Raw genomic sequence first — 17,186 nt, forward strand, 5'->3', positions numbered from 1 at the left:
GTCGTGGAATCGCGCCCGCGCCGTGCCGTCGGCCGACCGCGCGTTTTCGAGCTCGAGACGACAGGAGAACACGGATGACCTTCCCGAGCGGCACGCCGGGTGGATTCCCGGGTCAGGGCCCGCAGCAGTCGAACCAGCCGTACCCGGGGGCACCGTCCGCCGGACGTCCGGCGCTGCCGCTGCCGCAGATCCTCCTGCTGGTGACAGGCGGCCTCGGGGTGCTCAACCTCTTCCTCGCCTTCGCGAACCTCGGCGGGAGCTCCAGCTTCTACGAGGCGGGGGCGGGTTGGATTCCCGCCCTGCTGCTCGTCGCCGGGTTGATCGCCGTCGTCGGCTACCTGCCTGGTGAGGCGAAGCCGGGACCCTGGCCCGCGGTGTTGTCGGTGGGGGTCGTCCTGGCCTTCCTCTTCACCGTGTTCCAGACCGGAGACCTCGGTGCGGGCGGTGTGCTGGTGCTGATCTTCGGTCTCCTGCAGATGGGCGCCGCGGTCGCCGCGTACCTGCTGGACGCGGGTGTCATCAAGCCCGGTGCGCCGAAGCCCCAGCCGTACGGTCAGGGCTTCGGCCCGCAGACGGGCGGCTTCGGCCAGCCCCAGCCTGCGCAGCACTCCCAGTTCGGCGCCACCCCGCAGGGGCCGCAGTCGGGCCCGCAGCCCCAGCAGCCTCAGCAGCCCCAGCAGCCTCAGCCGGGTTCGTCGCCGGAGACGTCGGGTGGCAGTGCGCAGCCCACCAAGTTCGCGCAGCCGGTGCAGCAGCAGCCCACCACGTACGCGCCGCAGCACGGCCAGTTCTTCCAGCAGCCGTCGGGCGAGTCGAACCCCCAGTCGGGCCAGACCGGCCAGACCGGTCAGCAGGGTGGCTCGAACCCCTCCGGGAGTTGAGTCGCAGGATGTGTCTCAGGAGGGTGAGCCCCGTCCCACCGCGTCGGCGGTGGCGGCGTGGCTCGTCCTCCTGACCGACGACAGGTGCGAGGGTGCCCACCATGGGCAGACCGACTGTGGCCGAGAGTGACGTGGGGTTCGACCGCGTCCGCGTGCTCCTCGGTGCCGCGGTCGGCCCGATCGTCACCGGGTACGCCATGGTGGCGAGCCTGCTGGTGGTGGTGACGGCCCTCGCGCCGCGAGCGGAGTTCTCCGCGACAGGTGTGCTGTCCGCGGCCTGTCCCGTGTGGTTGGCCGCGTACCAGGTACCGCTCGACATCGTGGGCGCGCCGCTGGGCGTGCTGCCGTTGCTGCCGACTTTCGCCGTCGTGTTCCTCGTGTTCCGCACGTCGTCGTCGGCGTCTCGTCGTCTCGACGACCTCGACGGGCGGCATGCGGGTTTTCTCGCCCGCGCTCTTCCGGTGGTGGGTGTGGTGGCGGGGGCACACGCGCTGACCGCCGTCGCGTTCGTCGGGGTGTCCACCGGGGCGGCTGTGGAGGCGAGCTTTCCCGAGGCGATCGTGTTGCCCACCGTCCTGGCCGCCGCGGCGGCGTTGTCGGGGGTGGCCGCCGCATCGGGCGGATGGCTTGACCGCCTCGATCCCCTGGCCGTGCGCGGGATGCGCGCCGGACTCGCCGCGTTCGGGGCTCTCTTCGGGTTGGGTGCCCTCGTCTTCGTGGCGGCGACGGTGGCGGCGTGGCCCACGCTGGGGGAGCTGTTCGACGCCTTCTCCCCCGAGAAGGGCAGCGCGGTGGGTATGTCGCTGCTGTCGATCGCCTACGTGCCAAACGCGGTGGTGCTCGCGACCAGTGTGCTCACCGGCGGTGGTTTCACGCTCGGACAGGTGTCGGTGAGTGCGTTCGCGATGACCCCCGGGCCGGTGCCCGCGGTGCCGCTGCTGGCGGGGCTGCCCGCGGAGTACGGCGCGTGGTGGCCGTTGTTGCTGGTGGTGCCGGTGCTCGTCGGGGCTCTGGTGGGCTGGTCTCTGCGCGACGTCGACGAGTTCGCAGGTGCGAGGCTGCGCGCGGTGTTCGTGGCCGGGGTGGTGTGCGGGTTCTGCGCTGTTGTGGTGGCCGCGTTCACCGGCGGCTCGCTCGGCGGTGGCCTCTACGATCCCGTGGCGCTTCGCGCCGAGGTGTTCTCCCTCACGGCTTTCGGCTTCGTCGTCGTGCCCGGCAGCGCGGTGGTGTGGCTGACCGGCCGAAAGAGGCGTTCGGGCCGCACCCCTCGGCGTCCACGACGGCGGCGGGGCCTTTAGGGTTGAGGCCACCAGCTCAGTTGCCGTGCGCGTAGCGCACCCCCGGCGAGGAGAACCCACTGGCTATCCGTTTGCGGCTTCCGGCGCGGGCGAGGACGGTGGTCCTCGCCTCCGGTTCGGGAACCCTGTTGCAGGCCGTGCTCGACGCGGCGGCCGAGGAGTCCTATCCGGCTCAGGTCGTGGCCGTGGGAACCGACCGGGAGGGAGCGCAGGCCCTCGCCAGGGCCGAGCGTGCGGGCGTGCCGTCGTTCACCGTGAAGGTCGCCGACCACCCCGACCGCGCGGCGTGGGACAAGGCCCTCACCGAGGCCGTCGCCTCCCACCGGCCCGACCTCGTGGTCTCCGCGGGCTTCCTCAAGATCCTCGGGCCGGAGTTCCTGGCCCGCTTCCCCAACCGGGTGATCAACACCCACCCGGCGTTGCTTCCCGCGTTCCCGGGCATCCGTGCCGTGGCCGACGCGTTGGAGCTCGGAGTCAAGGTCACCGGCTCCACGGTGCATTTCGTGGATGCGGGTGTGGACACCGGGCCGATCATCGCGCAGGAAGCCGTGGTCGTGGAGCCCCAGGACGACGAGGCGACGTTGCACGAGCGCATCAAGGCGGTCGAGCGCAGGCTGCTCGTGGACGTCATCGCGAAACTTGGCCGTGCGGGGTGCACGGTGGACGGACGGAAGGTGAGGTTCTCGTGAGCGAGCGGACCCCGGCGGGACAGCGGCCCGTGCGGCGAGCGTTGATCGGCGTGTCCGACAAGAGCGGACTGCTGGAACTGGCGACGGGGCTGCACGCGGCCGGGGTGGAGATCGTCTCCACGGGCGGCACGGCGCGGGTCATCGCCGACGCCGGAGTGCCCGTGACACCCGTCGAGGAGGTCACCGGGTTCCCCGAGTCGTTCGACGGCAGGGTCAAGACGTTGCACCCGAGGGTGCACGCCGGGCTGCTCGCCGACACGACGCGCGAGGAGCACGTCGAGCAGCTGCGTTCGCTGGACATCGCTCCGTTCGATCTCCTCGTGGTGAACCTCTACCCGTTCGAGAGCACGGTCGCCTCCGGTGCCGGGCCCGACGAGTGCGTCGAGAACATCGACATCGGCGGACCCGCGATGGTGCGCGCGGCGGCGAAGAACCACGCGAGCGTCGCGGTGGTCGTGGACCCGTCGCGGTACGGCTGGGTGCTCCAGCGGGTGCGCGACGGCGGGTTCGAACTCGCGGAGCGCCGGCGCCTCGCCGCGCAGGCGTTCGCACACACGGCGGCCTACGACACGGCGGTGGCCTCCTGGTTCGCGAGTGCCTACGCGCCCGACGGCGACGCCGACGAGAGCGGTTTCCCCGACTTCCTCGGCGCCACGTGGCAGCGTCACGCCGTACTGCGCTACGGCGAGAACCCGCACCAGCGTGCGGCGATCTACCGCGGTTCGGCTCCGACGGGGCTCGCGTTCTCCGAGCAGTTGCACGGCAAGGAGATGTCGTACAACAACTACGTCGACACCGACGCGGCGCGCCGTGCGGCGTTCGACTTCTCCGAACCCGCCGTGGCGATCATCAAACACGCCAACCCGTGTGGCGTCGCGGTGGGCATGGACATCGCCGAGGCGCACCGCAAGGCACACGCGTGTGATCCCGTGTCCGCCTTCGGTGGAGTCATCGCCGCCAACCGGCCGGTGACCCTCGAATTGGCGGAGCAGATCGCCGACGTGTTCACCGAGGTCGTCCTCGCCCCCGACTTCGACGCCGATGCGCTGGAAGTGCTGCGGCGGAAGAAGAACATCCGCCTGCTGAGGTTGCCTGAGCAGGCGTGGTCGGACACCACCGAGTTGCGGCCGATCTCGGGCGGTGTGCTGGTGCAGAACGCCGACCGCATCGATGCCGAGGGTGACGATCCGGCCAACTGGACGCTCGCCACCGGTGAGGCCGTCGACGCCGACACCCTGGCCGATCTGGCGTTCGCGTGGCGGGCCATCAGGTCGGTGAAGTCGAACGCCATCCTGCTCGCGCACGGCCAGGCCACCGTGGGTGTCGGCATGGGCCAGGTCAACCGGGTCGACGCGGCGCGGCTGGCGGTGAGCCGGGCTGGTGACCGCGCGAAGAACTCGGTGGCGGCCTCGGACGCGTTCTTCCCGTTCCCCGACGGCCTCCAGGTCCTGCTCGACGCGGGGGTGCGTGCGGTGGTGCAGCCCGGCGGTTCCGTGCGGGACGCCGAGGTGATCGCCGCGGCCGAGGCCGCGGGCGCCACCGTCTACTTCACCGGTACCCGGCACTTCACCCACTGATCACCCACCGGCGTCGTCCGGTACCGCCGGGGTGGCGGCGGCGTACCGCCGGGCCAGTTCCCGCACGTGCGCGACGAGTTCCGGTGGGTCGGTGACCTCGAAGGGCGCGCCGAGCAGTCCGAGGTGGACGGCGAGCACGTCCACGGTGTCGGCGCCGGTGTGCAGCACGCACGTGTGCTCGTCGACGGCCTCGACCACGCCCACGGCCGGTGAGACGCGCTCGGCGAGCACCGTGGCCGGAGCGTGCACCACGACGCGGGCGTGCAGCCGCCACGCCGCCGACGACACCCCACTGGAGACGTACGCCGCCGCGTCGCCGCCGGGGATCTCACGCGGGGTGAACCGGGGCCCGGTGGGCACGCGCGGCACCATGCGGTCGACCCGGTAGGTCCGCCAGTCCTGGCGCTCGACGTCCCAGCCCAGCAGGTACCAGCGCCGTCCCCACGTGACGACCCGGTGGGGTTCCGCGATGCGGCGCGCCGGCTCACCGTCGTGGGTGCGGTAGTCGAAGCGGAGCGTCTCGTGGTCGCGTGCCGCCGTGACCACGCTGGTCAGCACGTCCGCTTCCACGGTGGGGCCGCCGTCGTCCCTCGGCACCGGCGTCGTGTACGTGGTGAGCGCGTTCAACCGGTGTCGCAGCCTGGATGGCAGCACGCGTTCGAGCTTGGCCAGCGCGCGCAGTGAGGTCTCCTCGATGCCGGCGATGCCGCCGTTCGCCGCCGTGCGCAGGCCCACCGCCACGGCCACCGCCTCGTCGTCGTCGAGGAGCAGGGGTGGAACGTCGGCGCCCGGCTCCAACCGGTAGCCGCCCGACGAGCCGCGGGTCGCGTGCACCGGGTATCCGAGCGAGCGGAGCCGTTCGATGTCGTTGCGCACCGTTCGGGGTGAGACGGACAGTCGTGCGGCCAACTCCGTTCCCCGCCACTCGCGTGGGGTCTGGAGGAGAGCGAGCAGTCGAAGCAGGCGTGCCGAGGTTTCCAACATTTTTTCAGTGTCGCGTTTCTTTAGGAACGAAGCGTGCCTAAAGGGTCCGTAGCTTGTGAGACATGACGAACAGCACCGAGAACACCGCGATCCGCCCCTTCCGCATCGACGTTCCGCAGGCCGACCTGGACGACCTGCGCAGCCGGATCCGCGCCGCGCGGTTCCCCGACGAGCTGCCGGGCGTGGGCGCGGAGTACGGCGTCACGGTCGACTACGTGCGCGCGCTCGCCGAGTACTGGGCGGACGGCTACGACTGGAGGGCCTTCGAGCGCCGGGTCAACGCCTACCCGCAGTTCACCACCGAGATCGACGGGCAGAACATCCACTTCCTGCACGTGACCTCGCCGGAGCCCGACGCGCTGCCGCTGATCCTCACGCACGGCTGGCCGGGCTCGTTCGTCGAGTACCTCGACCTGATCGAGCCGCTGACCAACCCGAGGGCGCACGGCGGTGACCCCTCGCAGGCGTTCCACCTGGTGATCCCGTCGATGCCCGGGTTCGGGTTCTCGGGGCCGACGAAGGAGAAGGGCTGGAACGTCCGGCGCGTGGCGGCGGCTTGGGCCGAGCTGATGCGCAGGCTCGGCTACACCCGGTACGGCGCCGTGGGCAACGACGGTGGGTCCATGGTGTCGCCCGAGGTGGGCCGGGTCGCACCGGAGAACGTGGTGGGCGTGCACGTCACCCAGATCTTCTCCTTCCCCAGCGGTGACCCGGCCGAGCTGACGGATCTCAGCGAGCAGGAGGCCGCCGCGCTGGAGCACCTGAACTGGTTCTGGGAGAAGATGGGAGCGTTCAACACGCTCCAGGCGCAGCAGCCGCAGACACTGGCGTTCGCGTTGCAGGACTCGCCCGTGGGGCAGCTCGCGTGGAACGGCCAGCTCTTCGGCGCGGCCGTGGACGCCGACTTCACGCTCGACAACGTGACGCTGTACTGGCTGACCGGGACGGCGGCCTCGGCGGCACGGTTCTACTACGAGAACGCTCGCGTGGAGCCTGCCGCCGAGCCGACGACCGTGCCGATCGGGCTGGCCATGCCACCGGAGGACTTCCAGACCATCCGGCGCTTCGCCGAACGGGACCACTCGAAGCTCGTGCACTGGACCGAACTGGAGCGTGGCGGTCACTACGCCGCCCACCAGGTGCCCGAGCTCATGGTGGCGGACCTGCGGACGTTCTTCGGCTCGGTGCGCTGAGCAGCGCGTTCGGTGTCACTCGACTCGGTGCCCCCGCTTGACAGTGCGGGGGCACCGTCGTTTACTGAAGTGGTCGAACACACGTTCGACTGCCGTCTTCCTCGAGGCGCCACCAACGCCTGTCGGCCTGTGGTCGGCACGCGCGAAGTCAGTGTGGGGGGAGGTGAAGTCGATGTCCGAAGGGCTGTTCGGAGCCGAGTTGTACGAGGGCTCGGTGACGAGGATCCGGCCGGAGCGAACGGGAGTGTCCAGGGGTACCGTCGCGCGGTCGGCATCCCCGCCTGGCGTGAGCACGGCCAGCGAGCCGGCTGGTGCCGCCGAGCGCGCGAAGGTGTCGGGGCGGACGCTGCCCGCAGCACTCGCTCTCGCCGGTCTGCCACCTCGCGAAGGGTTGCGCAGGCGTCACGGTAGCGGTCCGGGACTCGACGTCACTTCCGTTCGCCCTGCTCACCGAGGTGGCGGCGTGGGGTTCCTGGGCCGCGGTGGTGGGGGCGCCGTGGCTGGGCCCGGTGGCCGCCGAGGAACTCGGGGTGGAGCTGTTCCGGCCGGAGCCGCTTCTCCACCCGGGCGCGGAGTTCCCGGCGGTCACCCGCCGCGCCGGTTTCTCGCCGTTGTCCGGGCGGGTCAGTCCACCGGCGGGTCGCTGGGCTCCAGCTCGATCAGGTCACCGTCGGCGAGCAGGTCGTCGATCGACGCGGGCAGCAGGTAGGCCGCGCCACCGCCGGGCTGGTTGAACCACGGAATGGCGACACCGGCGAGCACGCGGAGGGGACGCTGTACCCGGTACACGTGGTACGGGCGGTTGACCCACTCGGGCACCAGCGAGCGCTCCTCGAACGGCGTCCCCGCGGCGTAGGTGAGGTTGCCGTTGGAGGAGCCGAAGCGGTCGAGCTCGCTGCCCACGGGCAGCTCGCGCATCTCCTTGCCCCGGAACAGCGTGAGTGGCGGCTCGCCCGGCATCGGTTGGATGGGCCACTGGCTTCCCTTACCGCCCGGCGCGCCCTGAGCCTGGCCGTTCTGCGGTGTCTGCGTCTCGCGGTGGGGCGGTGCGGCCGGGGCCGACGGCGGTGTCGACGGCGGGGGCGTGGGCCCGCCCTGGGCCTGAGGCACGGGTGGCGCGGGAGGCGTCGGTTGCTGCCTGCGCGGTTCCTCCCTGGGCGGAGTGGGCCCCCGCTGCTCGCTCTGCACCTCCTGAGGTGCCGGCGGCCGCGCACCCGTGGCGACGTCGGAAGGCAGCGTCGCGGTGACTCGCTGCGGCGGTGCGGGCGGGCGGGGCAGTGTGCCGCTGTCGGAGCTCGGCTGCGGAGGCGCCTCCTGAGCGATGCCCTCGGGTGCGAGCAGCAGCTTGCCGAGCATGAACGCCGCCGCGTCCTCCACGTCGCCGAACACCGCCGGGCTGGTCAGCTGCTTGTCGTCGTACCAGCCGACCCGCCAGCCCTCGCCGGCTTCCTCCAACGCCCAGCCCCGCTCGGCGGGTTCGCCGATGCGGTACACCGTGGCGGGCACGCCCAGCTCCTCGAGGCGGTCCTGGAGTTCCTCCAGCACCGGCTCGTCGTAAACCAGGGGGCCCGGCGAGTACTCGGTGGGCGGGCCGTCGTCGTAGGCGGGCGCGGGGGCCTGCTCGTCCGTGCGCTGCTGGGCGACGGGTTCGGCCGCGCGGGGGCGCTCACGTTCGGGTTCCGGGGGAGCCGGGGCGTCGGCCGGGGGCTGTGCCGGGGTGATCGTCGTGGGCGGCCCGTCGTCGAGCGCCGCGGCCGGGGTGAACGTGGTCGCGGCGTCGACGGAGTGGTCGGGCTGCGGCGGGTGGCCGTGGTGCTGCTCCTCCTCGTAGCCCTCGTCCTCGTACTCCCGGCCCTCGTAGCGCTCCTCGGCGTAGTGCTCCCGGGTGTGCCGGCCATGGTCGTACTTCTGGTCGTACTTCTCGTCGTACTCCTGGCCGTACGGCTTCTCGGGGTAGCCGCCCTCGTCGTAGTGGGCGTCCCCGGATGCCGCCTCGGCCTCGGCGAACCGAGGCGGTGCGGCGATACGGGTGCGCTCCGCGTCGCTTTCCTGGAAGTGCTGGTCGTCGTGTTCGTCGGGCTCTCGCCGCTCGGCGTCGAAGCCCTGCGGCGAGGCGGGCACCGGTGCGGCGAGGCGGGTGCGTTCGGCGTCGCTTTCGGGCGGTTCCTGCTCGTACGGCTCCTGGGGCTCGCGTCGCTGCTCGACGGGCGCGTGCTGTGCGGACTCCGCCTGCTCGGACGGGTGCTCCTGCTCGGGGGCGGGCGCGGCGGGACGCTGCGGTGGCGGCGGCGCGCCCCGCGAGACGTGTGCCGCCGCCGCCTGCCGCACGGCGTCGGGCACGTCGGGAATACTGAACCCGTTCGCGCGGACGTGCTGCACGAACTCCGGTTCGGGGGAGATCCCGTACTCGCGCAGGTAGTAGTTGACGGCCGCGGGCCAGATCCACGTCCCGTCACTGTGGAACGCGATGGGCACGGTGCTCTCGGCGTTGGCCGCGAGCCGGTCGAGGTCGTATCCCCGGCCGGGCACCACCACAGGGGCGCCGTCGAGGTAGTCGAGCAGCCTGTCCTGCTCCTCGATGTCCAGCTCCGGCCGGTTGACGACGGGGCGTCCGCCTGCACCCGCGCCGTCGAAGATCCGGGCCATCCGGAAACGCGGCCCCGGTCGTTCGGGCCCCAGGCCCGCCATCCGGCGCATGAGCCAGTCGGGCACGTTCTCCTCGGAACGGGGGAACATGCGCAGTTCGTCGGCGTACGCCTGGGGTGGTGGAGCCAGGTCCCAGGTCGGCTCTTCCCGGTCGTACTCGAGGTTGTAGCTCGACGGGTGGTCGAGCTGGTAGCGGGCGTTGAACCAGGTGCCCCGCCCCTCGCGGTACATGCCCGAGCGCAACCGGCCGAACAGACTGGCGATGTCGTGGGTGGCGACCCACTCCTGGGTGGTTCCGTCGGAGAGGACGGTTTCACCCGTCAGTTCGTGGTACCTCCCCACGGCGCGGTACTCGACGGTCACCCGGCGCCAGTCGCGCGGGGCAGCCCGTAGCAAGGAAAGACCGATCTGCTTGACCAGGGTGTCCTGCTCGGTTGCGTTCAGCTGGGTCGGTAGAGCCACGTCAACATCTTGGCTAATGAACGCCGCGGATGCACGGCACATGTGCAGATCGTCGCGGTCCTTTCGGCAACTTACGTCCTGCGAGCCCCGTAGCCGAGTGCGGAGCGCCACATTTCACCGGATCGAAGCAACCTCGGAATGGGATAGCGACCAACAATAGAGCGTAATGGCTACTGAACGTGCCCGCGCGGTGGCGGGTGGCCCCTCGGACGCGTCATTCCGATCGGGTGGCCGACGTCGTGAGCTACTGGGCCTGGTCATCGCCGTCGTCGCGGGAGTCGGCATGGCGGTGCAGAGCCGCGTCAACGGCGAACTGGGCAGGCAACTCGGCGACGCCGTCCTCGCGGCGGTCATCTCCTTCGGCGGCGGCCTGCTGTTGTTGTTCTGCTCCCTGCCGTTCTCCCGCCGGATGCGGACGGGCTTTCGCCGGGTCTCCTCGGCGTTGCGGTCGAAGGTGTTGCGGCCCTGGCACTTCCTCGGCGGCCTCGCGGGCGCCACCTACGTACTGGGGCAGTCGGTGACGGTGGTGCTGATCGGCGTCGCGATGTTCACCGTCGGGGTGGTGGCGGGTCAGACGGTGAGCAGCCTCGCCGTGGACCGGTTCGGGCTCGGGCCCGCCGGGGTGCGTGCGGTGACCTGGCCCCGCGTCCTCGGCGCGTTGATCATGGTGGCGGCGGTGGGCGTCGCCGTGGGAGGTGACCTCCTCGACGCCGAGGCCGACCGCGTGTGGGCTCTGGTGTTGCCACTGGCCGCCGGTGTCGGCATGGCGGTGCAGCAGGCGTTCAACGGCCGGGTCGGGGAGGCGGCGGGCAGCCCGCTCACCGCGACGCTGGTGAACTTCACGGTCGGGACCACCGCGCTGGTGGTGGCGTGGGTCGTCTCGCTGTCGACCTCCGACCGTGCACTGCCGGAGGTGTTCCCCGCCGAGCCGGTGCTCTACGCGGGCGGGCTGCTCGGGGTGGTGTTCATCGCGGTGGCGTCGGTGCTCGTCTCGTGGACGGGCGTGCTGCTGTTCGGCCTGGCCTCGGTGGCGGGGCAGCTCATCGGCTCGGTGGTGCTCGACCTGGTGGTCCCGGCCACGGGAGGCGGCGTCAGCCCCGCGACGCTGGTCGGCTGCGGGGTGGCACTCGTCGCCGTGGTGGTCGCGACGGTGGGCGGTCGACGAGGTGGCGGGCGGCCTTTGGAAGAATCGGCGCCGTGACGGCGACGATTCTCGACGGCAAGGCCACCAAGGACGCGATCTTCGCGGAGCTGGCACCGAGGGTGTCCGCGCTGAGCGAGCAAGGCCGCACCCCTGGCCTGGCGACCGTGCTCGTCGGTGACGATCCCGGGTCGCACGCGTACGTGAAGATGAAGCACGCCGACTGCGCGAAGGTCGGGGTGAACTCCATCCGCAGGGACCTGCCCGCGGACATCTCGCAGGACGACCTGCACGCCGTGATCGACGAACTCAACGCCGACCCGGCCTGCACCGGCTACATCGTGCAGCTTCCCCTGCCGAAGCACCTCGACTCGGGCGCCGCGCTCGAACGCATCGACCCGGCCAAGGACGCCGACGGGCTCGCGCCGCTCAGCCTCGGCAGGCTCGTGCTGAACGAGCCCGGGTTCCTGCCGTGCACGCCGCTGGGCATCATCGAGCTGCTGCGCCGCTACGACGTGCCGCTGCGGGGCGCGCAGGTCACCGTCGTCGGCCGCGGCATCACGGTCGGCCGGACCATGGGGTTGCTGCTGACCCGCCGCGACGTGAACGCCACCGTGACCCTGTGCCACACGGGCACGCGCGACCTCGCGGCCGAGGTGCGACGCGCGGACGTCGTCATCGCGGCGGCCGGCTCGCCGGGCCTCGTCACCGCCGAGATGGTCAAGCCGGGTGCCGCCGTGCTCGACGTGGGCGTGTCCCGGGTGGACGGCAAGCTGACCGGCGACGTGGCACCGGGTGTGGAGGAGGTCGCGGGCTTCGTCGCCCCGAACCCCGGCGGGGTGGGGCCGATGACGAGAGCGATGCTGGTGTCCAACGTCGTCGAGGCCGCCGAGCGCGCCGCGCGACCGTGAGCACCGCCGTGGAGACCCGCAAGCCCCGCAGGCCGGGAAACGCACTGGTGGAGTACCTGCCGTTCGCCGCCGTCCTGGCGCTGGTCGCGTTCGGTCTGCTGCGCATCGCGATGTATCACTGGCGGGAGGGCGCGGTGCTCATCGGTGGCGCGCTGCTCGTGGCGGCGGTGCTGCGCGCGGCCCTGGCACATCGGAACCTGGCGCTGTTGACCATTCGGACGCGCACCGTCGACGTGCTCAGCTACGCGGGGCTCGGGTTGTTGATCCTGTTCGTGGCTCTGACGATCACGGGCGGGCCGTTGCGCTGAGCGGCGTGGCAGGGCGGGGCCCGGTGCCGGGCAGGAGAGGCGAGCTGGCCCGCTTCGTCACCGTCGGGGCGTTCACGTTCGTCGTCGACAACACGGTCTGGTACCTGCTCAAGCTCACGGTGCTCGTGGAGCATCCGACGACGGCCAAGGGCGTCGGCATCCTGGTGGCCACCATCGTCTCGTACGTGCTCAACCGCGAGTGGTCGTTCCGGGAGCGGGGTGGCCACCAGCGTCCGCACGAGGCGGCGTTGTTCTTCGCCGTCAGCGCCGTGGCGCTGGTCGTCAACGTGATCCCGCTGTACGTCTCGCGCTACGTCGTCGGCCTGCAACGCCCGCACGTCGATTTGGTGACGCAGGAGGTGGCCGACTTCCTCAGCGGTTCGGTGCTGGGAGTGGCGCTGGCGATGTCGTGGCGGTTCTGGGCGTTCCGGCGCTGGGTCTTCCCGGAAGGTGTCCCCGAAACGCCGAAAGGGGCGCCTCGGCCATGACGGGGGGATGGCCGAAGCGCCCCTTTCGGGCGGTTCACGACGTGTGTGGGGGCATCACGCCGCGACGGGTTCGGGTCGGGATTCCCGGGGGAGCTCGACGTCGAGCTCGGTGTCCTCGACCGCGGGTGCGGGGGCGGGGGTCCGCTTGCGGTCGAAGATGCTGGACGCCACGGTCAGCGTGATGCCGACGACGGCCAGCATGGCACCCACCACGTTGGGGGAGACGAGACCGAAGCCACCGGCGATGGCGAGGCCTCCGAGGTAGGCACCGATGGAGTTGGCGATGTTGAACGCCGACTGCACGGCGGCGGACACCATCGACTGCGCGCCACCGGCCTTCTCCATGATGCGGGCCTGCATCATGGGGCCGACCATGAACGAGGTCATGCCGACCAGGAACAGCGTGACGGCGGCGCCGATCTTGCTGTCAGCCGTGACGGTGAACGTCAGCAGCACGACGGCCAGGGCGGTCAGGGCGCCGTACAGGCCGGGGAGGGGGAAGCGGTCGGCGAGCCTGCCGCCGAGCACGTTGCCGACGGTCATGCCGAGGCCTGCCAGCGACAGCAGGAGCGTGACGCTGGTGCCGTCGTACCCGGACACGTCCGTGAGCACGGGGGACACGTAGCTCAGGCTGGCGAATCCGCCGCCGAGACCGAAGGTGACGATGGCGAGCGCGAACCACACCTGGGGCTTGCGGAAGGCGCCGAGCTCGCCACGCAGCGAGGTGTTCGTCGTCTGGCGCTGGTGGGGGACGAGCTTGGCGATCGCGGCGAGCGCCACGACACCGATCAGCGCGACGACACCGAACGTCGCCCTCCAGCCGACCTGCTGGCCGAGGAAGGTGCCCGCGGGCACGCCGATGACGTTGGCCAGGGTCAGGCCGAGGAACATCATCGACACGGCCTTGGCCCTGCGCTTCGGGCCTGCGAGGGTGGCCGCGACGACTGCTCCGGCTCCGAAGAACGCGCCGTGGGGGAGTCCGGCGAGAAATCGGAACAACATGCCCGTCTCGGGGTTTGGGGAGAAGGCGAACAGGGCATTGCTGATGGTGAACACGCCCATCATGGACAGCAGCATCGTCTTGCGTGACAGCCGCACTGCGACGGCGGTGAGCAGCGGTGCGCCGACCACGACGCCCAGGGCGTACGCGGTGATGAAGTTGCCTGCCGTGGGGATGGAGATGCCGAGGTCGCGGGCGATCTCGGGCAGCACACCCATCATGACGAATTCGGTGGTACCGATGCCGAAGGCACCGATCGCGAGCGCGAGCAGCGCGATGGGCACGAGGCTCCCTTCGGGGGATGTGGAGAACTGAGTTCGGTACGCGGACTACCGATCGATACTGGATCGATCAAGAACTGCGCCGGAAGAAGAAGTGAGAGATTCCGGCGGGGTCGGATCGACGCCCTGACTTCGTCGTCGCCGGATCTGTCTGACGTCTAGTTTCAACCAGACAGCGGCCGCCTGTCATCCCGTATGAGAGTGACCCTGCACACGATGGGGTTTAGTCGCGAGAACGTGTGTTTTCTGCAGGTGGCGTGCAGAACGAACCCCGGCCGCGACAGCGACCGGGGTTCGGGTGTGGTTGCCGTGCTTGGCTATTCGGCGTGTGCCTCGACCTCGCAGTCGGGGCCGGGGAACATCAGCCCCTCGTGGCCGTCGGAGAACCGCACGAGGTACGGCGGCTCGCCGTGTTCTCCCCGGACCTCGATGATCTCGCCCTCTTGCTCGCCCGCGCCGACGGTGCGCCCGTGGACGCGGATCGTGTCTCCCACGGATGCATGCATCGCGTACCACCTCCGCACCTTCGAGGGTAGGAGCGCGGTGGGTGAGGGGCGACTCGACGGCGGTTCGGCCGGGCCCGGCCGCCTCGCGGCGAGGGATAGCCTTGGAGGGCGACCAGAAAACCCGATATTACCGCTGGGTAACCCCGGTGCGCGGCCATGTGGTGCGCGTCTACCAGTACGCTTGTACCGCTAAATGCCGACGAACCGCGATGACCCGCGAGAGGAGCGTTCCCGCTCATGGCCAAGATCAAGGTCGAGGGCACCGTCGTCGAACTCGACGGCGATGAGATGACCCGCATCATCTGGAAGTTCATCAAGGACAAGCTCATCCACCCGTACCTCGACGTCAACCTCGAGTACTACGACCTCGGTATCGAGGAGCGGGACCGCACGGACGACCAGATCACGGTCGACGCGGCGAACGCCATCGCCAAGCACGGGGTCGGCGTCAAGTGCGCCACCATCACCCCCGACGAGGCCCGCGTCGAGGAGTTCGGCCTCAAGAAGATGTGGCGGAGCCCGAACGGCACCATCCGCAACATCCTCGGCGGTGTCGTGTTCCGCGAGCCGATCATCATCTCGAACGTCCCCCGGCTCGTACCCGGCTGGACGAAGCCGATCATCATCGGCCGTCACGCGCACGGTGACCAGTACAAGGCCAGCGACTTCAAGGTCCCCGGCCCCGGCAAGGTCACCATCACCTACACGCCCGAGGACGGCTCCGAGCCCATGGAGCTGGAGGTCGCCAACTTCCCCGAGGGCGGCGGCGTCGCCATGGGCATGTACAACTACCGGAAGTCGATCGAGGACTTCGCCCGTGCCTCGCTGCAGTACGGCCTCGACCGCGGCATGCCGGTGTACATGTCGACGAAGAACACCATCCTCAAGGCCTACGACGGCATGTTCAAGGACACCTTCGCCGAGATCTACGACAACGAGTTCAAGGCCGACTTCGAGGCCAAGGGGCTGACCTACGAGCACCGGCTCATCGACGACATGGTGGCGGCCTCCCTGAAGTGGGAGGGCGGCTACGTGTGGGCCTGCAAGAACTACGACGGTGACGTGCAGTCCGACACCGTGGCGCAGGGCTTCGGTTCGCTGGGCCTGATGACCTCGGTGCTGCGCACGCCGGACGGCAGGACCGTGGAGGCCGAGGCCGCGCACGGCACGGTGACCCGCCACTACCGCCAGCACCAGCAGGGCAAGCCCACCTCCACCAACCCCATCGCGTCGATCTTCGCGTGGACGCGCGGGCTGGAGCACCGCGGCAAGCTCGACAACAACTCCGAGCTCGTCGGCTTCGCCAACACGCTGGAGAAGGTCGTCATCGAGACCGTCGAGAGCGGCAAGATGACCAAGGACCTCGCTCTGCTGGTCGGCGGCGACACGCCGTACCAGACCACCGAGGAGTTCCTCGCGACGCTGGACCGCAACCTGGCTGACAAGATCGCCCAGAGCTGACGGACCCGCATCGAGGCCCCGACCGGTAGCCGCCGGTCGGGGCCTTCTGCGTTCGGATGGCCCCATGAGGATCGTGGACGCGACCGGGAGGAGCTGGACGGTCGCGCGCAGGCTGTCGCCGTGGCGCAGGGTGGAGTTCTGTGCCCAGGTGGTCGTCGGCACGGTGTTGTGACTTCTGTGGGTCACCCGGTGCGTGCGCAGTCGCGTCGACGTGGTCGCCCGCTATCACCGCAGTGCCGACATCAGTTCGCTGACCGTGTTGACGGTTTCCGGCTTCGGTGCGGCAGGGCGTCTCGTGCGGGTCGTCGCCGACGAGCGCGAGCACGCGACGACGCCGTTCGATCCGCATCGCCCGGACTTCGCCGTGACCCTGGCGAGGTTCGGTGGACGGGGCGAGCGACACGAGCCGGAGCCTGTGGCCGTCGTACCAGACGGCGAGGAGTTCCTCGCCACGTTCGACCGCGACCGGCTGACGAGCTCACCCAGGGCTGACGGGCCCGCGGCCCCGACCGGTGACCGACTGTCGGGGCCTTGCTGTACGAACGTCGGTGAACATCGCGGATCCGGGGGTGCGTTACGAGGCCACGATCGCGCGGCCCCGGACGTCGACCGGCTCGTGGAGACACTGCGGGAATGGACGGGAGTCGATGACCGACAAGACTGACTTCAAGCGCGAGATCGCCGCCTACCGGGCGCGGCGAGGCCGGTTCGAGATCGTGGACGTACCCGACCTGCGTTACCTGATGATCGACGGGCACGGCGATCCCAACACCTCACCCGACTACACCGACGCGATCGAGGCGCTCTACCCGCTGGCCTACAAGCTGAAGTTCGCAAGCAGGTCCCTCGGGCGCGACTACGTCGTCATGCCACTGGAAGGCCTGTGGTGGGCCGAGGACATGGACGCGTTCACGGCGGCCCGCGACAAGTCCCGATGGGACTGGACGCTGATGATCATGGTCCCCGACTGGATCGACCAGCGGATGTTCACCGACGCCGTTGAACAGGTCGCGGCCAAGGCCGTCCCCCGGCGCCTCCACGAGGTGCGCCTGGACACGCTGTCCGAGGGCCGGTGCGTGCAGACGCTGCACGTCGGCTCCTACGACGACGAGGCCGAGGTGCTGGAGCGGATGCACCACGAGTTCATCCCGGACAACGGGTTCCGGATGACCGGCAAGCACCACGAGATCTACCTCAGCGACTTTCGGAAGGTCGCGCCCGAAAGGCTCCGCACGATCCTGCGGCAGCCGGTCGTCGAGGCGGGGTCGTGAGGCCGGTCCGCTACCGTGACGAGGCGACCGAGGACCCCGGACTCCGCGCCGAAGCGGAGGGAGCGCGGAGTGCGACAGCCGATTGCGAG

Annotated in this window: 16 protein-coding genes; 12 read left to right on the top strand and 4 right to left on the bottom strand. The window is 70.4% G+C overall.

Annotation, left to right across the window (positions count from 1 at the left end; translation table 11 throughout):
* Positions 1–74: 74 nt before the first annotated feature.
* The 4 genes from SACCYDRAFT_RS02915 (at position 75) to purH (ending at position 4,445) form a co-directional block, all read left to right on the top strand.
* The gene (locus SACCYDRAFT_RS02915; RefSeq protein WP_005453427.1) at positions 75–881 is read left to right on the top strand and encodes a DUF5336 domain-containing protein; all 807 of its coding nucleotides are present in this window, start codon (positions 75–77) and stop codon (positions 879–881) included.
* A gap of 101 nt (positions 882–982) precedes the next feature.
* Positions 983–2,179 (top strand): cell division protein PerM, encoded by a 1,197-nt coding sequence (locus tag SACCYDRAFT_RS02920; protein WP_005453429.1) that lies wholly within the window; start codon positions 983–985, stop codon positions 2,177–2,179.
* Positions 2,180–2,250: 71 nt separating this feature from the next.
* Positions 2,251–2,868 carry a phosphoribosylglycinamide formyltransferase gene (purN, locus tag SACCYDRAFT_RS02925; RefSeq protein WP_005453430.1) on the top strand — a complete coding sequence of 206 codons (618 nt, stop codon included), beginning with the start codon at positions 2,251–2,253 and terminating at the stop codon, positions 2,866–2,868.
* Entirely contained in the window at positions 2,865–4,445 is a 1,581-nt protein-coding gene (gene purH / locus SACCYDRAFT_RS02930) for a bifunctional phosphoribosylaminoimidazolecarboxamide formyltransferase/IMP cyclohydrolase (protein WP_005453432.1), read from the top strand. The genes purN and purH overlap by 4 nt, the downstream gene beginning before the upstream one ends.
* Here the strand turns inward: purH and SACCYDRAFT_RS02935 are convergent, their stop codons facing one another.
* Positions 4,446–5,429 carry a helix-turn-helix transcriptional regulator gene (locus SACCYDRAFT_RS02935; protein WP_005453435.1) on the bottom strand — a complete coding sequence of 328 codons (984 nt, stop codon included), beginning with the start codon at positions 5,427–5,429 and terminating at the stop codon, positions 4,446–4,448.
* A gap of 62 nt (positions 5,430–5,491) precedes the next feature.
* On the opposite strand from SACCYDRAFT_RS02935, the gene SACCYDRAFT_RS02940 reads away from it, so the two are divergent.
* Positions 5,492–6,622, top strand: a complete 1,131-nt coding sequence (locus SACCYDRAFT_RS02940) for an epoxide hydrolase family protein (RefSeq protein ID WP_005453445.1) — start codon at positions 5,492–5,494, stop codon at positions 6,620–6,622.
* A 624-nt stretch (positions 6,623–7,246) separates the two neighbouring features.
* On the opposite strand, the gene SACCYDRAFT_RS02945 is transcribed toward SACCYDRAFT_RS02940, so the two are convergent.
* The gene (locus tag SACCYDRAFT_RS02945) at positions 7,247–9,772 is read right to left on the bottom strand and encodes a TNT domain-containing protein (RefSeq protein ID WP_005453447.1); all 2,526 of its coding nucleotides are present in this window, start codon (positions 9,770–9,772) and stop codon (positions 7,247–7,249) included.
* Positions 9,773–9,896: 124 nt separating this feature from the next.
* Here SACCYDRAFT_RS02945 and SACCYDRAFT_RS02950 point away from each other — a divergent pair, with 124 nt between their 5' ends.
* From SACCYDRAFT_RS02950 to SACCYDRAFT_RS02965, 4 genes are read left to right on the top strand one after another with little or no spacing between them, the layout of a single operon-like run.
* On the top strand, positions 9,897–10,931 hold the full coding sequence (locus tag SACCYDRAFT_RS02950; protein ID WP_083844724.1) for a DMT family transporter: 1,035 nt from the start codon (positions 9,897–9,899) through the stop codon (positions 10,929–10,931).
* Positions 10,928–11,782 (top strand): bifunctional methylenetetrahydrofolate dehydrogenase/methenyltetrahydrofolate cyclohydrolase, encoded by an 855-nt coding sequence (locus tag SACCYDRAFT_RS02955; RefSeq protein WP_005453450.1) that lies wholly within the window; start codon positions 10,928–10,930, stop codon positions 11,780–11,782. The genes SACCYDRAFT_RS02950 and SACCYDRAFT_RS02955 overlap by 4 nt, the downstream gene beginning before the upstream one ends.
* Entirely contained in the window at positions 11,779–12,090 is a 312-nt protein-coding gene (locus tag SACCYDRAFT_RS02960) for a DUF3017 domain-containing protein (protein ID WP_005453453.1), read from the top strand. The genes SACCYDRAFT_RS02955 and SACCYDRAFT_RS02960 overlap by 4 nt, the downstream gene beginning before the upstream one ends.
* Positions 12,091–12,095: 5 nt before the next feature.
* Positions 12,096–12,578, top strand: coding sequence for a GtrA family protein (locus tag SACCYDRAFT_RS02965; RefSeq protein WP_005453455.1), 483 nt, complete (start codon positions 12,096–12,098; stop codon positions 12,576–12,578).
* A 54-nt stretch (positions 12,579–12,632) separates the two neighbouring features.
* Here the strand turns inward: SACCYDRAFT_RS02965 and SACCYDRAFT_RS02970 are convergent, their stop codons facing one another.
* Both SACCYDRAFT_RS02970 and SACCYDRAFT_RS02975 read right to left on the bottom strand, forming a co-directional pair.
* Positions 12,633–13,862 (bottom strand): MFS transporter, encoded by a 1,230-nt coding sequence (locus tag SACCYDRAFT_RS02970; RefSeq protein WP_005453456.1) that lies wholly within the window; start codon positions 13,860–13,862, stop codon positions 12,633–12,635.
* Positions 13,863–14,176: 314 nt separating this feature from the next.
* Positions 14,177–14,365: a DUF1918 domain-containing protein gene (locus tag SACCYDRAFT_RS02975; RefSeq protein WP_005453458.1), complete on the bottom strand. Its 189-nt coding sequence runs from the start codon at positions 14,363–14,365 to the stop codon at positions 14,177–14,179.
* Positions 14,366–14,602: 237 nt separating this feature from the next.
* On the opposite strand from SACCYDRAFT_RS02975, the gene SACCYDRAFT_RS02980 reads away from it, so the two are divergent.
* From SACCYDRAFT_RS02980 to SACCYDRAFT_RS02990, 3 genes are all read left to right on the top strand, one after another.
* Entirely contained in the window at positions 14,603–15,826 is a 1,224-nt protein-coding gene (locus SACCYDRAFT_RS02980; protein WP_005453460.1) for an NADP-dependent isocitrate dehydrogenase, read from the top strand.
* Between the two features lie 193 nt (positions 15,827–16,019).
* A complete protein-coding gene (locus SACCYDRAFT_RS02985) occupies positions 16,020–16,490 on the top strand; it encodes a hypothetical protein (RefSeq protein WP_043536098.1) in 471 nt (156 codons plus the stop codon).
* Entirely contained in the window at positions 16,474–17,097 is a 624-nt protein-coding gene (locus SACCYDRAFT_RS02990) for a GyrI-like domain-containing protein (protein WP_005453462.1), read from the top strand. The genes SACCYDRAFT_RS02985 and SACCYDRAFT_RS02990 overlap by 17 nt, the downstream gene beginning before the upstream one ends.
* Positions 17,098–17,186: the final 89 nt, after the last annotated feature.

The sequence above is a fragment of the Saccharomonospora cyanea NA-134 genome, from assembly GCF_000244975.1.
Lineage (GTDB): Bacteria > Actinomycetota > Actinomycetes > Mycobacteriales > Pseudonocardiaceae > Saccharomonospora > Saccharomonospora cyanea.